The sequence below is a fragment of the Desulfitobacterium hafniense DCB-2 genome, from assembly GCF_000021925.1.
Taxonomy (GTDB): Bacteria; Bacillota; Desulfitobacteriia; order Desulfitobacteriales; family Desulfitobacteriaceae; genus Desulfitobacterium; species Desulfitobacterium hafniense.
Genome location: NC_011830.1, coordinates 3,732,461 through 3,748,707, shown reverse-complemented (window position 1 = coordinate 3,748,707; position 16,247 = coordinate 3,732,461). Strand labels below are relative to the sequence as shown.

Sequence of the window (16,247 nt, the reverse complement as noted above, 5' to 3'; positions counted from 1 at the left end):
TGTACCAGAGGGGGTTTTTTATTGTATGAAATTGAGCATTATTCCTTTAGGGGGAACCGGTGAAATCGGCAAAAATCTTTTGGTTTTTGAATATGGGGACTCCATTATTGTTATTGACGGCGGGGTCAAATTTCCAGATGATGAACTGTTAGGAATTGATCTTGTCATACCGGATATTACTTATCTGGAGAAACGCAAACACAAAATTCAGGGTATTTTCATTACTCATGGCCACGAAGATCATATTGGTGGTCTGCCTTTCCTTCTGCCTAAATTAGAAGCTCCTGTTTACGGCACGAAATTAACCATGGGTTTGGTACGGGCTAAGCTGAGGGAACGGGGCGGTTACCCGGAAAATTTATTGAGAGTCATTGATCCTGGGGAGCCTGTTAAAGCAAAGGACTTCCAGGTTGAAGCATTTAGGGTGACTCACAGTATCCCGGATGCTGTAGGTTATGGAATTCTGACTCCCCTGGGGCGGGTGATCTACACCGGAGATTTTAAAGTGGATTATACTCCTATTGATGGTCAGGAGATGGATTTGGGAAGATTGGCAGCCTGGGGTCAGGAAGGGGTGTTGGCTTTGCTCTGTGATTCGACCAATGCAGAGCGCAGCGGCTCCACCATATCCGAGAAGGTGGTGGGGAAAACTCTGATGGATGCTTTTTCCAGGGCCGAGGGAAAAATAATCATGGCTACCTTTGCTTCCAATGTCCACCGCATTCAACAAGCACTTGAGGCAGCGGCTCTTCTTAAACGGAAGGTATGTGTGGTCGGCCGCAGTATGGAAGCGGTTGTGGCTACTGCCAGAGAATTAGGCTATCTGCACCTTCCTGATCCGGATATGCTGATTGAGACCAGTTCGGTGAATGATATATCCCCTTCCCGTTTGCTTATCCTTACCACGGGCAGCCAGGGAGAGCCTTTGGCTGCTTTGACACGGATGGCTACCGGAAGTCACCGTCAAGTGAATGTTTCAGCAGGAGATACTGTCGTTATCTCAGCCACACCTGTTCCAGGCAATGAAAAACTGATCGGGAGAACGATTAATCATCTGTTCCAGATTGGAGCCGATGTCATTACCAAGGATATGGGACTGGTTCATGTTTCCGGCCATGCCAATCAAGAAGAGATTAAGCTCATCATCCGCTTAACCCGGCCGAAATTTTTAATTCCTCACCATGGTGAAGTAAGACATCAAATGGCTTTCCGCAAGATCGGCAATCTTATGGGGTATGATGATAAAAAAATTGCTATCACTCAAATTGGCACCCGTGTTCTTCTCGATACGGATAAGATGGAATGTGCTGAACGGGTAGAATCCGGCAGCGTCTTTGTGGACGGATTGGGAATTGGTGATGTGGGGCAAATCGTCCTGAGAGATCGCCAGCAGTTATCCCAGGATGGGGTAGTGGTGGTGGTAGCGGCACTTAGCAAAGGATCTCCCACCACTTTAGTGTCGGGGCCGGATATTATCTCCCGGGGCTTTACTTTTATGAAGGAAGCAGAGGAACTGGTGGAAGGGGCGAAGAAAGTCGTCGCAGCCAGTATCGAAACTCAGATCAACAAAGAACGCTGGGAATGGGGGGTTCTCCGCGGGTCCATCCATGAATCCCTAAGCCAGTACCTTTGGGATAAAACCCGCAGAAGGCCTATGATTTTGCCGGTGTTGCTGCAGTTTTGAATCAAAGGGAATCAAGGGACAGGTACGATTATTCATTAGAATTAAGCAGTTGTTGTGATAAGTAAGAGACTCGATAAGCTTAAATGGGCGGTCGGGTCTCTTTTAACTTTTTTTCATCCTTCATTGGTGTCGCCTGAGCGGCGGCATGGTCGGCTATCTGAAAAATGGGACCTGTCCCCTTGATTCACCTTTGATTCCCATGGACAAGTTTTTTGGCGGGAAGCAAGAAAAGCATGTCTAAAACTTTAGGCACAGACATACCTTTTTAACAAAGGGGGACAATGCCGTGTCGCTGCGCTATACTTTACATCCCATAAACCCCAATCCCGAACTTAAACCCAAAACCAAACCCCTGGCTGTTTCTATAAATCAGGGAAAAGTGGCAGGGAAGAATCCCTCAGAGGATTTTGGACGTTGGTTTGGCAGCAATCTGGCAGGCATTTTTCTGCAGATTCAGGATATAGCTCTCAAAGATATAGAAGAAATCCGCTTGCGCATTGAGCGGCCCCTTTTGATCCTGGGACATCATCGAGAGCTGTTTATTGATGAACAAGGTCGGACTGTTGCGGCGGAAAAGGGGTACCGGGTTCAGCGTGAAGATGTTTTACAGGCCTTGGAGCGGATGACCCAAAGTTCTCTCTATGCTGCCGAAGAGGAAATGAAGCAGGGGTTTATCACTTTGCCTGGGGGGCACCGGGTTGGAATTACAGGTGAAGCCATCATGAAACAGGGGGAAGTGCAGACTCTGAAGCATATTTCAGCTTTAAATATCCGCCTGGCCAAAGCTGTCGAAGGCAAAGCAGAGCTCATTTTACCCAAGCTTTTAACAAAGGAAGGGACTCTGCATCATACCTTAATTCTTTCACCGCCGCGGGCAGGAAAGACCACTTTGCTGAGGGATTTAATCCGCAGGCTCAGCGATGGCAGCCCTGCACTTAACCTGCCGGGTCAGACCGTAGGGGTGGTGGATGAACGGAGGGAATTGGCCGGTATGTGGCAGGGGATTCCTGCCTATAACTTAGGGTGCCGTACCGATATTCTGGATGGTTGTCCGAAACGGATGGGGATCAATATGCTCATCCGCTCCATGGCTCCTCAGGTGGTGGCGGTGGATGAGCTGGGACATCCTGAAGATGTGGAGGCCGTCCTGGATGCTTTGAGGACGGGGGTGAAGATTCTCAGCACCGCCCACGCAGCCACTATGAGCGAAGCATTGAGGCGTCCCACCTTAAAAGCATTGTTTGAATTCGGGGTTTTTGAACGGGTGGTGGTGCTCAGTCGCCGCCAGGGGCCCGGAACTGTTGAAGAGATTATCGTTTTGGCTCCGACGGATAGAGTTCATAAAGAGATGGTAAGGGGGGATGCTCTTTGATTTGGGTAGGTGCTCTCTTAATGATTATAGGTTGTGGCAGTCTGGGGCTTTATAGTGCCGCACGCATCCGTAAAAGACCGGTGGAATTGCGGGAGTGCCTGACGGCTCTGACCCTTCTTGATACGGAGATTTTTTGGGGAAATACTCCACTGCCGGAAGCCTTTTCAATTCTAAGGGATAGAACCGATGGAGCATGGTCCGGCTTTTTTGCCGAATTGTCAGAGCGGTTGCATAAGGGTGAAGGGGCCTATGGTGCTTGGAACGAGACCATTGAACAGCAAAAGAAGAATTTTTGCTTAAAAACTGAGGATTGGCAGGTGATAAAAGACGTAGGCAAAGGTCTGGGACGCTCTGATCGCCAAGAACAGCATAAGCAAATCGAGTTGGTCAAACAACAAGTTTCCCTTGTCAAAGAACATGCAGCCCAATGGTCTGAGAAACAAGCCAAGATGTGGTCCTATCTCGGGTTTTTGGGAGGAGCCGCTGTAGTTCTTTTCTTAATTTAGGCAGATGAGGTGGAGATTATGGATTTTTATATGGTGATGAAAATAGCGGGAATCGGGCTCCTTGTGGGAGTTCTCGTCATGGTTCTGGAACAGGCTAATCGCAAGGATATTGCTCAACTTACCGTATTGGCAGGGGTTGTGGTCGTTCTTTATATTGTCGTTCAGGCTGTGGCTGACCTATTCAGTCTTGTACGCAGTGTATTTCAGATCTATTAGGGAGGTCTGAATGTGGAAATATGGCAGATTGTAGGAATTGCTTTAGTGGTTGCCATTATCGGGGTGGTTCTAAAAGAAGTGCGCAAAGAAATTGCCCTTCAACTGACCATACTGACCGGAGTTATTATCTTTACCCTGATTCTGGACAAAATCAAAATCATCATCGATTTACTGCAGAACCTTGCGGATCAGGCGAATATCAGCTCTTACTATTTAATTATAGTTTTGAAAATTGTGGGAGTCGCTTACCTGGCTGAATTTGGTGCTGATATCTGCAGGGATGCGGGAGAAAAAGCTCTCGCGACTAAAATTGAGATCGCCGCCAAGGTGGGGGTTTTAGTTCTGGCGATTCCTATTATCGTAGCGATACTGGAGTCCGTTATGCGACTTGTGCCGTGAGGTGAAACAATGCAGCGAGTGATAATTATCTTTCTTTTCTTTTTTTTCATAGGAAATGGGACAACTCCCTCCTTGGTTTATGGAGCGGAGGAAATGTCAGAGCCGACCGCAGATCTAGCTGCTCAAGTGGATCTGACAGAAGTCCGCGGGTTCCTGGAGCAAATTGATCGGGATGTTCAGGAGTCTTTGCCTAATTTTTCTCTGGCAAAATTCTTTGATGACCTTCGTCAAGGCAATATCAATCTTCACCCTGTGGAGATCGGTAAAACACTCCTCGCCTTATTGGGAAAAGAAATTCTCGAGAGTGCTCCCTTAATCGGAAAGCTCTTGATTTTAGCCGTATTGACTGCCGTTCTCCAGCAGCTTCAGTCCGCATTCAGCGGTGAGGTAGGGAAAATGGCCCAGATCCTTGCCTATCTGGTGCTGATGGGGATTGCCCTGGCCACCTTCCAAATAGCCATGAACCTAGCCTCCGATTCCATTCAAACCATGACGGGATTCATGCAGACCCTGCTTCCGGTCATGATGACTATGCTGGTGGCTATGGGGAATCTGACCACTGCGGCCTTATTTAAGCCCATCGTCTTGGGCAGTTTGACCTTTTTGGCGACCTTAATCAAAACCGTAGCCTTACCCTTGTTTTTTTTGGCAGCAGTTCTCAAGCTGTTTAACCATATTTCCAGTGAATTCAAGCTCAGCAGACTGGCGGGACTTCTGGAGTTTACCGGAAAATTGAGCTTGGGTATCATTTTAACCGTTTTTATTGGGGTCATGGCCGTGCAAGGGGTCACTGGAGGTGTGGCTGATGGGGTCGTTCTGCGTACTGCAAAATACTCTGCAGACCTGATTCCTGTGGTGGGTAAATTCTTTAAAGATGCGGTGGAATTGGTGGTCACTTCAGGACTCTTATTAAAAAATGCTTTAGGGATTGTGGCCATTATCGCTTTAGCCTTGATTTGTTTAGGTCCGGTGGTCAAGCTGGTCGCCATGATTCTGGTTTTCAAAATCTCTTCGGCTTTGATTGAGCCTCTGGGACAAAAGGAGTTAGCGGACACCCTTCAGGAAATGTCCAAGAGTTTGATTTTTATCTTTGCCTCGGTAGCCTCTGTAGCCATTATGTTCTTTATGGCTATTGCCGTGGTGGTGGGGTCCGGTAATTTAACTGTCATGCTGCGATAGGGAGGTGAGGTTTTGGAGAGTTTACAAACCCTTGTACGCAATTTAGCTATTATCTTGCTTCTAGCCAGCTTTCTGGAGATGCTGCTTCCTAATAAGTCCATGAAGGGCTTTGTCAAACTGGTGATGGGGTTGTTCGTCATCTCGGCCATCCTTACTCCCCTTACCACCTTATTGGGAATGACCGTGGAGAGTGCAATCCCGGCTTGGACGGAAAGCTCTGCCCAGGAATTGGCGGTTCTTGCCCCGGGGGAAGTGGGAGAAGCCATTAGCACCAATGCAGTCCAGGAGCAGTATAAAGCAATCGTTGTCAGCCAGATTAAAGCCTTAACTGTTGGCATGGAAGGAATTAAAGAGCTTCAGGTGAATGTGGACTTGGCGGAAGGCTCAAGCGGATTGACGAACATACCCCGAATCGACCGGATTATGATTCATTTGGATGCCGAGGAGCAGGGAGTTCAGCCTATTGAAGACATCGTGATTGACTTAAACGAACCCAAGCCGATCCAGAAGCAGGTATTGTCGGCAACAGCTCTGGAAATCAGGGATAAAGTAGCTCTTTTTATGCAGATGCCCAGGGAGCAGATCATTATAACGGAAGGGTAAATTTCATGATGCTGACGGCAGTGTCAGCAAATGAAAACAGTGAACCAGAAAGTAAGGAGGAATAGCTCATGAATCTTTTTAAAGATATCCAGCCTAAAATCTTAATCCCTGCAGTGCTCGTAGTGGCTGCAGTATGTATGCTGCTCTATAGCAAAGGCGGGGGCAGCGCCCCTGTGGTGCCTATGAATCAGGCAGTGGAGAACCGGGATACCGTTGAGGTCACCCGAATCAGCACTCTGGAAAAAGAAATGGAAAAGAAATTGGTGCAGAATCTTCAGCAGATGTCAGGGGTTGGCAGTGTTCAGGTATCCGTAACCTTATCCTCCAGCCTGCGCTCTGATTATGCCACCAACGGCAGTGTGACCAAGAAAACAACCAAAGAGTCTGATAAAAGCGGCGGAACACGGGAGTCCACAGAAGTCACTGAAAACAATCAGCTGGTGATGCCCAACGGGGCCAGCCAACCGGTCATTGTCATGGAAGAACGTCCTAATGTGGCAGGGGTTCTGATCATCGCCGAGGGGGCCAGTGACCCCAATGTTCGGGAAAATATTCATAATGCCGTACGAACCTTATTAGATATTTCTTCCGATAAGATCAATGTTCAGCCCATGGGAGGGGTACTATGAAAGTCATGACTTTGAAGCGGTGGGGGGATTTGAAGAAGGGGCAAAAATGGGTGCTGGTGGGTTCTGTTATTGTCGCATTGCTGGTGCTGTACGCCTTTTGGCAGCTGGTTTTTGGTGATGAGCCCCTTAGTCAGCCTACTCATGAAAGTATGCCGGTCCAGGTACAACCGGAAGGTCAGAGTATTTATTTTTCTGCGGAGGTGGTCAAGCCCTTACCCCAGGGAGGAGACTATTTTGTCAATTATCGGCTGCAGCGGGAAGCCTCCCGGCAGGAGGCCAAAACTATGCTGGCTCCCCTTTTAGATTCCAATGTGGTCAAGACAAGGGAAGAAGCCCAGGAAAAATGGTTGCAGTTGAGTCATAAGATTCAAAAGGAAGAAGAAATAGAGAATCTCCTTAAAATCAGCGGAATTAAGGATGCCATAGCTGATTTGGGGAATAATGAAGTTGCAGTCATCGTCTATGCCCCCAACCTGGAAGGGACAGAGATCAAGGTGATTCAAGATATTGTGTTTCGTGTTACCAATACCGCCAAAGAACAAGTCCGCATAGCCTATCGTTATTAACAGCAAAAAGATTCTGCGCATGACTGACATGAGAGTTTTCTGAAATAAAGTGTGCAGAATCTTTTCGATTTACTTATAGATCCGATCTCGAAGGTTATACTGTATACTTTGGCGTGATATTGTATACTTGACGCTGTTTCGTTGAAAAAATTTTACCAGTTTCATATAATAAAACATAAACGGAATTTTAGACAGAGAGCGTGATAGGGTATTAGAGAGGGGTTGTACTGGATGAAACCGGTGAAAATTACGGATACGACACTGCGTGATGCTCATCAAAGCCTTTGGGCTACGCGGATGAGAACAGAAGATATGCTTCCTATCCTGACCGAATTGGATCAAGTGGGATACCATTCCCTTGAGGTCTGGGGCGGAGCGACCTTTGATGTGTGCCTGCGTTTTCTGGGGGAAGATCCCTGGGAACGATTAAGAACCATCAAACAGCATGTCAAGAAAACCCCACTGCAGATGTTGCTGAGAGGTCAATCCTTAGTGGGCTATCAGCATTATCCTGATGATGTGGTTCGTGAATTTGTCCAGCTTAGTGTAAAAAATGGAATTGATATTATCCGCATTTTCGATGCGTTAAATGATGTCCGCAATATGATCGTTCCTATGGAAGCGGCTAAAGCAGCCGGAGCCCACGTTCAGGCTTCCGTGGTCTATACTATCAGTCCTGTGCATACTTTGGAGCATTATGTGGAAACGGCTAAAGAACTTGTGGCTTTAGGCGCTGACTCTATTTGTATTAAGGATATGGCGGGTCTCTTAACCCCACAGCGCGGGTATAAATTGGTAAGAATGCTTAAAGAAGAATTGGGAGTCATGATCCAGCTGCATACCCATTATATTGGTGGTATGGGAACCATTGCCTATGTGAAAGCTGCCGAAGCCGGTGTGGATGTCATCGACACAGCCAGTGTTCCCTTAGCTTTCGGTGCCAGTCAGCCGCCGGTAGAGCTTGTGGTACGGGCACTTCAGGAGTTTGAATTCGCTCCGGAGATGAATATTCCCCAGCTCTTTTCCATCGCTAATTATTTTGAAGAACTCCGCAAGAGCAGAGGCTTTGAACGGGGAATCACCCGTATTTCCGATATGCGGGTTTTTGAACATCAAGTGCCTGGGGGAATGATCTCCAATCTCGTATCCCAACTGGAAGAACAAAAAGCCCTGAATCGGATTAATGAAGTGCTTGACGAGATACCCAGTGTTAGGGCAGAATTGGGTTATCCACCTTTGGTAACGCCAACCAGCCAAATCGTGGGGACTCAAGCTGTATTGAATGTGTTGAGCGGGGCAAGATATAAATTAGTGCCTGCCGAGGTGAAAGCCTATGTCCGTGGGCTTTACGGCAAACCGCCCGCACCCGTCGATCCCGAGATTCAGAAGCTGATCATCGGCGATGAAGAAGTCCTCACTATTCGTCCTGCGGACAAATTAGAACCTGGTCTTAAAAAGGCGGAACAGGAAAGCAAAGAGTTTGCCTTATCCCGTGAAGATGTCTTGAGTTATGCCCTGTTTCCACAGGTGGCTAAAAAGTTCTTTATTGAAAGAGAGAAGGGGATCACGGTCGCTGCGAAAAGCCCGTCCGTCCCAGTTGCGAAGGAGGATTCCAAAATGGATTTAAAAGAAATTAAAGAGCTTATTAAACTTATTGGTGACACAGATATCACCGAGTTGAACCTTGAAAGTGAAGGAGTAAAGGTCTCCATTAAAAAGGGCAGCATGCCCGTACCAGCCATGGCGCTGCCTGTCATGGGAGGAACCGCTGAAGCTGCTGTTCAGCCTGCACCGGCGGCAGTCAGTGCACCGGTTAAAGTTGTCCAGGAACCGCAAAGCCCTGCTGAGGCTCCTAAGAAAAATCTGCAGTACATCAAGGCCCCTATGGTGGGAACCTTCTATCGTTCACCGGCACCGGATGCTCCATCCTTTGTGGAGCGGGGGCAGATGGTGAAAGAGTCCCAAACGGTATGCATCATTGAAGCGATGAAACTCATGAATGAGATAGAAGCAGAAATCAGTGGACGCATCGTGGAAATTTTGGTTGAAAACGGCCAGCCGGTGGAGTTCGGTCAACCTTTGTTTGCAGTTGAATAATGAGGAGATAGGCAGCATGTTTAAAAAGGTATTAATAGCCAATCGGGGAGAAATTGCCTTACGGATCATCAGAGCCTGCCGGGAGATGGACATTGAGACCGTGGCCGTCTTTTCCGAGGCGGATCGGGATGCCCTGCATGTCCGGGAAGCGGATCAGGCCGTCTGTATCGGTCCCCATCCTTCGACTAAGAGTTATTTAAATATCCCCAATATCATCAGCGCTGCTGAGTTAACCGGTGTGGATGCTATTCACCCCGGTTATGGGTTCTTATCGGAGAATGCACGGTTCGCCGAGATTTGTGAGTCCTGTGGTATAACCTTTATCGGTCCCTCGCCGCGAGCCATTGAAACCATGGGGGATAAGGCCACGGCGCGCAAGACTATGATCGAGGCGGGAGTTCCGGTGGTTCCCGGGTCCAAAGAAGTGCTCACCGATGTGGAATCCGCCTCAGTTCTGGCCAAGGAGATTGGCTACCCCGTCATGATCAAAGCCTCAGCAGGAGGCGGGGGTAAAGGGATGCGCATTGCCCAAAACCCCAAAGAGCTGGCTAAATCTATTCAAGCTGCCCAAAGCGAGGCTCAGGCTGCTTTTGGCAATTCGGAGATTTATCTGGAGAAGTACGTGGAGGAACCTCGTCATATCGAGTTTCAAATTTTAGCGGATAAACACGGCAATGTGATCCATCTCGGAGAGCGGGACTGCTCCCTGCAAAGAAGAAATCAGAAATTGCTGGAGGAGGCTCCTTCCAGCGCCCTTACCCCTGAACTGCGTAAAGCTATGGGAGAAGCTGCAGTAAAGGCTGCCAAGGCCGCTGATTATTCCAGTGCCGGAACCATCGAATTTCTTTTAGATAAGCATGGGCATTACTATTTTATTGAGATGAATACGCGTATTCAGGTGGAGCACCCGGTGACAGAGTTTGTAACAGGAATTGATCTGCTGAAGGCTCAGATTCGCGTTGCTGCGGGAGAGCCTTTGGGGATTGAACAGGAAGATGTGCAAATTCGCGGCTGGGCTATGGAGTGCCGCATCAATGCTGAGAACTCGGAAAAGAACTTTATGCCCTCTCCGGGAACCATTGAGTTCTATCACCCGCCCGGCGGTCCCGGGGTTCGGGTGGACAGTGCCGCTTATCAAGGCTACACCATCCCTCCCTATTATGATTCCATGATCGGCAAATTGATCGTCTGGGGTGCTGACCGGGAAGAAGCGATCCAAAGAATGAAGCGTGCTTTGGAAGAGTTTTATATTGAAGGAGTACACACCACCATTCCCTTCCATCTTAAAGTACTGGATAATGCCTTTTTCCGCCGTGGGGAAGTCTATACTAACTTTATCCAAAGGCGGATTTTAGGGGAATAGATAGTACATTCACCTTTGCCAGCATGGTCTTCTTTTGTTATAATGACAAAAGATACTTATGGATTAATATGTGGATGATGAGGTGAAACTATGGAAAAACCAGACATAGAAAATGCACTGGGAACGATAAAGATTGCTGATGAAGTCGTAGAAATCATTGCCGGCCTGGCCGCTTCCCAAGTGGAAGGTGTAGCCGGTATGAGCGGCGGCCTGGTGGGAGATATTGCCCAGATGCTTGGTCGTGGCAAGAACCTCTCCAAGGGGGTTAAGGTTGAAGTTGGGGAACAGGAAGCTGCTGTGAATCTTTATCTCGTTGTGGAATACGGTGTGTCGATACCTGAGGTGTCGTTAAAGGTTCAAGAAGCCGTGAAAGAGGCTATTGAAAGTATGACGGGCCTTCTGGTCGTCGAAACCAACGTTCATGTCCAGGGGGTTAATTTTCGTCCAGTTCCTGAGATTAAAGATGAAGAGCTTGCTCGGTTAAAATAAGCGAACGGATTTACCCCCCCTGGTGGACCAGGGGGGGTAAACAAATATAAGGTGGTGACCGGTTTGTTAGGGTATAGTGTTGGTGCCTTATTGGTAGTGATAGGGGGATGTATTCTAGCCATAAGTACGGGGTGGGAACTCCCTTATGAACTTTTACTGGCTGGATTGGATTGGTTAAGGACGAATACTTGGGAAAGCTTAGTCATAGCCATCTTGATCATGATCCTGGGGATATTACCCTTCTTAAAGCCGCGCAAAAGCATAGATCACACTTTTCGGACAGTTTCCCAGTTAGGTGAAGTGCGGGTTACCATTGATGCTATTGGGGATCTTATTGTACGCAGTGCTCAGAGTAAAAACGAGGTGCGCCTGGTTAAACCCTTGATTAAGCAGCGGGAGGATGGCTTGGAGATTCTGCTGGATTGTCAGTTTAATTTTGAAACGGTGATTCCGGAGGTGTCGGAGCAGCTGCAAACTCAAATTAAAGAGGATGTAGAACGCTTTACAGGCATTAAAGTTGCCGAGGTGAAAGTATTGGCACGCCGGCTGGATCCCGTTCAATCCAATCGTCCGCCGCGAGTCAGGTAAGTGGGAAAGCAGAAAATAATACATAGAATCAGAGTTCTTGGCGACATAATCATAACAAATAATTCTAGGAGGAACCTATGAGCCGCAGATTAGCTCGGGAAACCGCATTGCAAGTTTTATTCCAGCTGGAGATGACTGGGGAAAGCCAGGACCTGAAGTCCGCAATTCACAAATGGGCGGATGAATTTGCTGTTCCGGAAGGAAGTATTCCTTTTGCAGAGGAACTGGCGGAAGGAACATTGACTCACAAAGAAGTGATCGATGAGAATCTGGAGAAATTATCCGAAGGCTGGTCATTAGCACGGATGGCTAATGTGGATCGGAATCTTTTACGCCTTGCCAGTTATGAAATCCTCTTTCGGAAAGATATTCCCGGCCGGGTGACCATTAATGAAGCCATAGAAATCGCCAAACGCTATGGCAGTGAAGAATCCGGCAAATTTATCAATGGTATATTGGATAAAGTCGTGGAAAGCGTCAACAAAAAGGATGAAAAAGGGAATGACACTCTATCTCGGGATTGATACAAGTGCATATACCACTTCATTGGCGATTGTGGATGAGCAGGCTGAACTGGTCTATGAAAACAGGAAGATCTTGACTGTTCCGGAAGGGGAGAGAGGGCTTGCTCAATCGGCAGCCCTTTTTCAGCATGTTCAGAATTTGCCTCAACTGGTGACCGCAGTGCCTCCTCAATATTGGGAGAAAGTCAGCGCTTTGGGAGTAAGCACCGCGCCCCGTCCTATCCAAGAGTCCTATATGCCGGTTTTTCTTCCCGGATATGGTGTGGCAGCGGCCATGGCTTCCGCTCGGTGCATCCCTCTGGTTGAAACCAGTCATCAGGAAGGACACTTAGCGGCAGGAATAGCCTCCAGCAAGCTGAAAGAGCCACATTTCCTGGCCATTCATATTTCAGGAGGAACCACGGAGCTTCTGGAAGTCCATCATACACAGCCCGGGAAACTTGATATACAGCTTTTAGGTGGGACAACGGATCTTCATGCCGGTCAATTCGTGGATCGGGTAGGAGTCCGCTTAGGACTGCCCTTCCCTGCGGGTAAAAGCTTGGAGGAGCTGGCCCGTCAGGCTGATCCCGGGGCAGCGGCATGGCTTCCTTCCGCTGTCAGGGGCTTTGAAGTGAGCTTTTCCGGAGTGGAGACCGCTGCCCAAAGATTGATCGATCAAGGTAAGAATCCCGCCGACGTGGCTCGTGCCGTGGAAGGGTGTATTGTGCGAACCTTAGGGAAATTATTGCAGGCAGGAATGGAAAAGACCACACTGTCGGAGATTCTCATTGTGGGTGGTGTAGCTTCCAATCAATTTATCCGCCAAGAGCTGAAAAAGAGACTGGCCCGACATGCTAATCTCCACTGGGCGGAGCCTGATTGGAGCCGGGATAACGCGATTGGTGTAGCCCTGCTTGCCCTTGAAAAAGTCAGGGGATGTATAATTTAGGCAGGAGATATGACAGACCATATCGAATAGTTAGAAAGTTATTATTTTTTTGCATGAAATTAAGGAGGAGTGTACGTGTATCGGGTAGTGAAAAGAAGGCAGCTTGCTTCAGCTCCTTGCATTGTTTTGCTGGAAGTTGAAGCTCCGGCCGTCGCAGCAAAAGTTGAACCAGGCCAATTTGTCATTGTGCGTATGGATGAACAATCTGAACGTATCCCGCTTACAGTCATGGACTTTGATCGGGAAAAGGGCACTATCACTATTGTCATTCAGGATGTAGGCTATTCCTCAGCAATGATTAACTCCATGGAGGAAGGAAGCCATTTCCTTGATTTTGTAGGTCCCTTGGGAGTCCCTTCCGAAATTGAAAATCTGGGCACGGTGGTTTGTATCGGCGGCGGACTTGGCGTGGCACCGGTATACCCCATTGCCCGGGCTTTAAAAGAAGCCGGCAATAAGCTTATTTCCGTAATTGGCGCCCGCAGCGCCGATATCCTTATTCTTGAAGAAGAGATGGCGGCTATTAGTGATGAACTGGTGATTGCCACCGATGATGGCAGCAAAGGGGTTAAGGGTTTTGTCACCAATGGCCTGGAGCAGATTATCGCTCAGGGCACGAAGATTGATGCCATTTGGGCCATCGGACCGGTGGTCATGATGCGCTCTGTAGCCAATTTTACCCGTCCCTTAGGGATCAAAACCATCGTCAGCATGAACCCCATCATGGTCGATGGGACAGGGATGTGTGGCGCCTGCCGTCTCAGTGTAGGAGATGAGACCAAATTCGCCTGTGTGGATGGCCCTGAGTTTGACGGCCATCTGGTGGATTTTGATCTGGCTATGAAACGGCTGGCTTTTTATAAAGATGAAGAAGAACGCGCCAAAGTCTCCAAAGACTGTGACTGCGGAAAGGGGGCGCAATAATCATGGCCTTAAAAGTACCCCGTCATGAGATGCCCTGCCAGGACCCTAAAGAGCGTGCTCACAATTTCAATGAAGTTGCCTTGGGATATGCTTCGGAAACGGCTATCGAAGAGGCTCAACGTTGTCTCCAATGCAAAAAACCGAAATGTGTTGAAGGCTGCCCGGTGAATATTTCCATTCCTGAGTTCATTCAAAAAATCACGGAAGAAGATTTTGAAGGAGCCGCAGCGGTTATCAAGCAGAGCAGTTCTTTGCCTGCAGTGTGCGGCCGGGTTTGTCCCCAGGAGTCCCAATGTGAGGCTAAATGTATCTTAGGCATCAAAGGTGAATCGGTGGCCATTGGCCGTTTGGAGCGCTTTGTGGCTGATTACGAAATCAGCAAAGGATGTAAGATTCCCGAAGTGGCTCCACCCAGCGGTAAAAAGGTGGCGATCATCGGTGCCGGTCCGGCAGGATTAGCCTGTGCCGGTGATTTGGCTAAGGCTGGGCACAAAGTGACGATCTTTGAAGCTCTCCATGTGGCCGGCGGCGTGCTGATGTATGGTATTCCTGAGTTCCGTCTGCCCAAAGATATTGTCCAAAATGAGATTTGCAATTTGGAACCGATGGGTGTGGAGATTCTGGTTAACCAAGTGGTGGGCAAAGTGACCTCCGTTCATGAGCTTATGCAAAACGGCTATGATGCGGTGTTCATCGGCACAGGGGCTGGATTGCCTAATTTCCTGGGAATTCCCGGTGAAAATTTAAATGGCGTCTATTCCGCCAATGAGTTCTTAACCCGTACTAATCTTATGAAGGGATATCGCTTCCCTGAGTATAAGACCCCGGTTAAAATAGGCAAAAAAGTCGCTGTCTTTGGGGCCGGCAACGTGGCTATGGATGCTGCCCGTACTGCCCTGCGTTTGGGCGCGGAAGAAGTCAGCATTGTCTATCGTCGTTCCCGGGCGGAAATGCCTGCCCGTCATGAAGAGCTTGAGCACGCCGAGGAAGAAGGGGTTAACTTCCAGCTCTTGACCAACCCGGTAGCCATCCAAGGGGATGAAAAGGGTGCGGTCAAGTCCCTGACCTGTCTCCGCTATGAGTTGGGAGAACCGGATGCCTCCGGACGCCGTAAACCTGTGCCCATCCCCGGCTCGGAGTTTGAGATTGAAGTGGATACGGTGGTTGTCGCCATTGGGCAAGGTCCCAATCCTTTGGTCACCCAATCCACGGAAGGCTTGGAGCTGAACAAATGGGGCAATATCGTCGTTAATGAAGAAACCCTGGAGACCTCCATTCCCGGAGTGTTCGCCGGGGGCGATATTGTGACCGGTGCCGCTACGGTTATTCTGGCTATGGGAGCCGGCAAGAAAGCCGCCGCGGGAATTAACGCTTATCTTAAGAATAAGGGTTAATTACTGCGGTAAGGTTCAGGTAATTCGGATAATATAGTAGGCCAGAAATAAAGCAAGCCTGTTGGAGAAGCTCTCCGGAGGCTTGCTTTGTTTCAAATTCCCCAATTATGGATAACCCAGGGAGATTCTTCGCTTTCTTTAATGAGAATATAATCCCAGTTATCTGCGCTTATGCTTGCATCCTAGGTTTAATTTCGGAAAGAGTTACATAAAGGACACATAGATTTATAGCGGTCCTGACCGTAATTGGAACGATAGCTGCTCCGGGGAATGTGGGTGGTACGGTTTTGAGGTCCATAATTATCTTGGAGGAGAGATTTTTTTTTGAAGATAGAAATCATTGATTGCATCAAAAATACTATCCCTCGATTTGTATTTTATCCCATCAATATCGACAATGTCATTTGCGTAAACAAAAAAGTGAAGTGAATTACTGTCACTGGAAAACGTGTCGTTGGAAAAGGTAATAAAAAGGGAGTAGCCTTGTATGCTGTTATCTTCGCATTTTAGAAAAGACGTTTTGTTAAATAAATCCTCAATCTGCTTTATGATTGCCGGATCCGTAAAATGGGTATTATTATTGCTATCACTGCTGACTATATCATAGATGCTGATCCTTTTTGTATTATTAATTTCCAAGGAAATCTCATCTTCCTTTTTTTGAATCACATTCAATGAATCGGGATTACCACATGCTGATATTGCCGTCATGATGGATATAAACACAAAAGCGAAAAGAATGCCACGTAAAACCCTGTGCACTATTATTTTAGCCACTGCTCA

Annotated in this window: 18 protein-coding genes; 17 read left to right on the top strand and 1 reads right to left on the bottom strand. The window is 48.1% G+C overall.

Translation table 11 applies throughout. The annotated features are described in order from the left end of the window. Positions 1-25: 25 nt before the first annotated feature. The 17 genes from DHAF_RS17550 to gltA all read left to right on the top strand — a co-directional run bounded on the left by DHAF_RS17550 (position 26) and on the right by gltA (position 15,464). Positions 26-1,684 carry a ribonuclease J gene (locus tag DHAF_RS17550; RefSeq protein ID WP_015944632.1) on the top strand — a complete coding sequence of 553 codons (1,659 nt, stop codon included), beginning with the start codon at positions 26-28 and terminating at the stop codon, positions 1,682-1,684. A gap of 286 nt (positions 1,685-1,970) precedes the next feature. Then, entirely contained in the window at positions 1,971-3,056 is a 1,086-nt protein-coding gene (spoIIIAA, locus tag DHAF_RS17545; protein WP_015944630.1) for a stage III sporulation protein AA, read from the top strand. After that, positions 3,053-3,562 carry a stage III sporulation protein AB gene (locus DHAF_RS17540; RefSeq protein ID WP_015944629.1) on the top strand — a complete coding sequence of 170 codons (510 nt, stop codon included), beginning with the start codon at positions 3,053-3,055 and terminating at the stop codon, positions 3,560-3,562. Before spoIIIAA ends, DHAF_RS17540 begins: the two co-directional genes overlap by 4 nt. An 18-nt stretch (positions 3,563-3,580) precedes the next feature. After that, on the top strand, positions 3,581-3,778 hold the full coding sequence (gene spoIIIAC / locus DHAF_RS17535; RefSeq protein WP_005810911.1) for a stage III sporulation protein AC: 198 nt from the start codon (positions 3,581-3,583) through the stop codon (positions 3,776-3,778). Positions 3,779-3,790: 12 nt separating this feature from the next. Next, complete coding sequence (gene spoIIIAD, locus DHAF_RS17530; RefSeq protein ID WP_005810912.1) at positions 3,791-4,177, top strand: stage III sporulation protein AD; 387 nt, start codon at positions 3,791-3,793, stop codon at positions 4,175-4,177. A gap of 9 nt (positions 4,178-4,186) precedes the next feature. Next, positions 4,187-5,356, top strand: coding sequence for a stage III sporulation protein AE (spoIIIAE, locus tag DHAF_RS17525; protein WP_005810913.1), 1,170 nt, complete (start codon positions 4,187-4,189; stop codon positions 5,354-5,356). Between the two features lie 12 nt (positions 5,357-5,368). After that, positions 5,369-5,959 (top strand): stage III sporulation protein AF, encoded by a 591-nt coding sequence (gene spoIIIAF / locus DHAF_RS17520; protein ID WP_005810914.1) that lies wholly within the window; start codon positions 5,369-5,371, stop codon positions 5,957-5,959. 68 nt (positions 5,960-6,027) lie between these two features. Next, complete coding sequence (locus DHAF_RS17515; RefSeq protein WP_005810915.1) at positions 6,028-6,588, top strand: hypothetical protein; 561 nt, start codon at positions 6,028-6,030, stop codon at positions 6,586-6,588. Then, positions 6,585-7,154 (top strand): SpoIIIAH-like family protein, encoded by a 570-nt coding sequence (locus DHAF_RS17510; protein WP_005810916.1) that lies wholly within the window; start codon positions 6,585-6,587, stop codon positions 7,152-7,154. The genes DHAF_RS17515 and DHAF_RS17510 overlap by 4 nt, the downstream gene beginning before the upstream one ends. 231 nt (positions 7,155-7,385) lie before the next feature. Next, positions 7,386-9,251 (top strand): acetyl-CoA carboxylase biotin carboxyl carrier protein, encoded by a 1,866-nt coding sequence (accB, locus tag DHAF_RS17505; protein ID WP_015944628.1) that lies wholly within the window; start codon positions 7,386-7,388, stop codon positions 9,249-9,251. Positions 9,252-9,267: 16 nt separating this feature from the next. Continuing rightward, positions 9,268-10,614, top strand: coding sequence for an acetyl-CoA carboxylase biotin carboxylase subunit (gene accC / locus DHAF_RS17500; protein WP_015944627.1), 1,347 nt, complete (start codon positions 9,268-9,270; stop codon positions 10,612-10,614). 90 nt (positions 10,615-10,704) lie between these two features. After that, entirely contained in the window at positions 10,705-11,103 is a 399-nt protein-coding gene (locus tag DHAF_RS17495; protein ID WP_005810919.1) for an Asp23/Gls24 family envelope stress response protein, read from the top strand. Positions 11,104-11,166: 63 nt separating this feature from the next. Then, positions 11,167-11,691: an alkaline shock response membrane anchor protein AmaP gene (gene amaP, locus DHAF_RS17490; RefSeq protein ID WP_015944626.1), complete on the top strand. Its 525-nt coding sequence runs from the start codon at positions 11,167-11,169 to the stop codon at positions 11,689-11,691. 77 nt (positions 11,692-11,768) lie between these two features. Further along, the gene (gene nusB / locus DHAF_RS17485) at positions 11,769-12,215 is read left to right on the top strand and encodes a transcription antitermination factor NusB (protein WP_011460271.1); all 447 of its coding nucleotides are present in this window, start codon (positions 11,769-11,771) and stop codon (positions 12,213-12,215) included. Beyond that, positions 12,193-13,146 carry a tRNA (adenosine(37)-N6)-threonylcarbamoyltransferase complex transferase subunit TsaD gene (locus DHAF_RS17480; RefSeq protein ID WP_015944625.1) on the top strand — a complete coding sequence of 318 codons (954 nt, stop codon included), beginning with the start codon at positions 12,193-12,195 and terminating at the stop codon, positions 13,144-13,146. The genes nusB and DHAF_RS17480 overlap by 23 nt, the downstream gene beginning before the upstream one ends. A gap of 75 nt (positions 13,147-13,221) precedes the next feature. After that, on the top strand, positions 13,222-14,070 hold the full coding sequence (locus DHAF_RS17475; protein ID WP_015944624.1) for a sulfide/dihydroorotate dehydrogenase-like FAD/NAD-binding protein: 849 nt from the start codon (positions 13,222-13,224) through the stop codon (positions 14,068-14,070). 2 nt (positions 14,071-14,072) lie between these two features. After that, on the top strand, positions 14,073-15,464 hold the full coding sequence (gene gltA, locus DHAF_RS17470) for an NADPH-dependent glutamate synthase (protein ID WP_005810925.1): 1,392 nt from the start codon (positions 14,073-14,075) through the stop codon (positions 15,462-15,464). 300 nt (positions 15,465-15,764) lie between these two features. On the opposite strand, the gene DHAF_RS17465 is transcribed toward gltA, so the two are convergent. Next, complete coding sequence (locus tag DHAF_RS17465) at positions 15,765-16,241, bottom strand: hypothetical protein (RefSeq protein WP_005810927.1); 477 nt, start codon at positions 16,239-16,241, stop codon at positions 15,765-15,767. Positions 16,242-16,247: the final 6 nt, after the last annotated feature.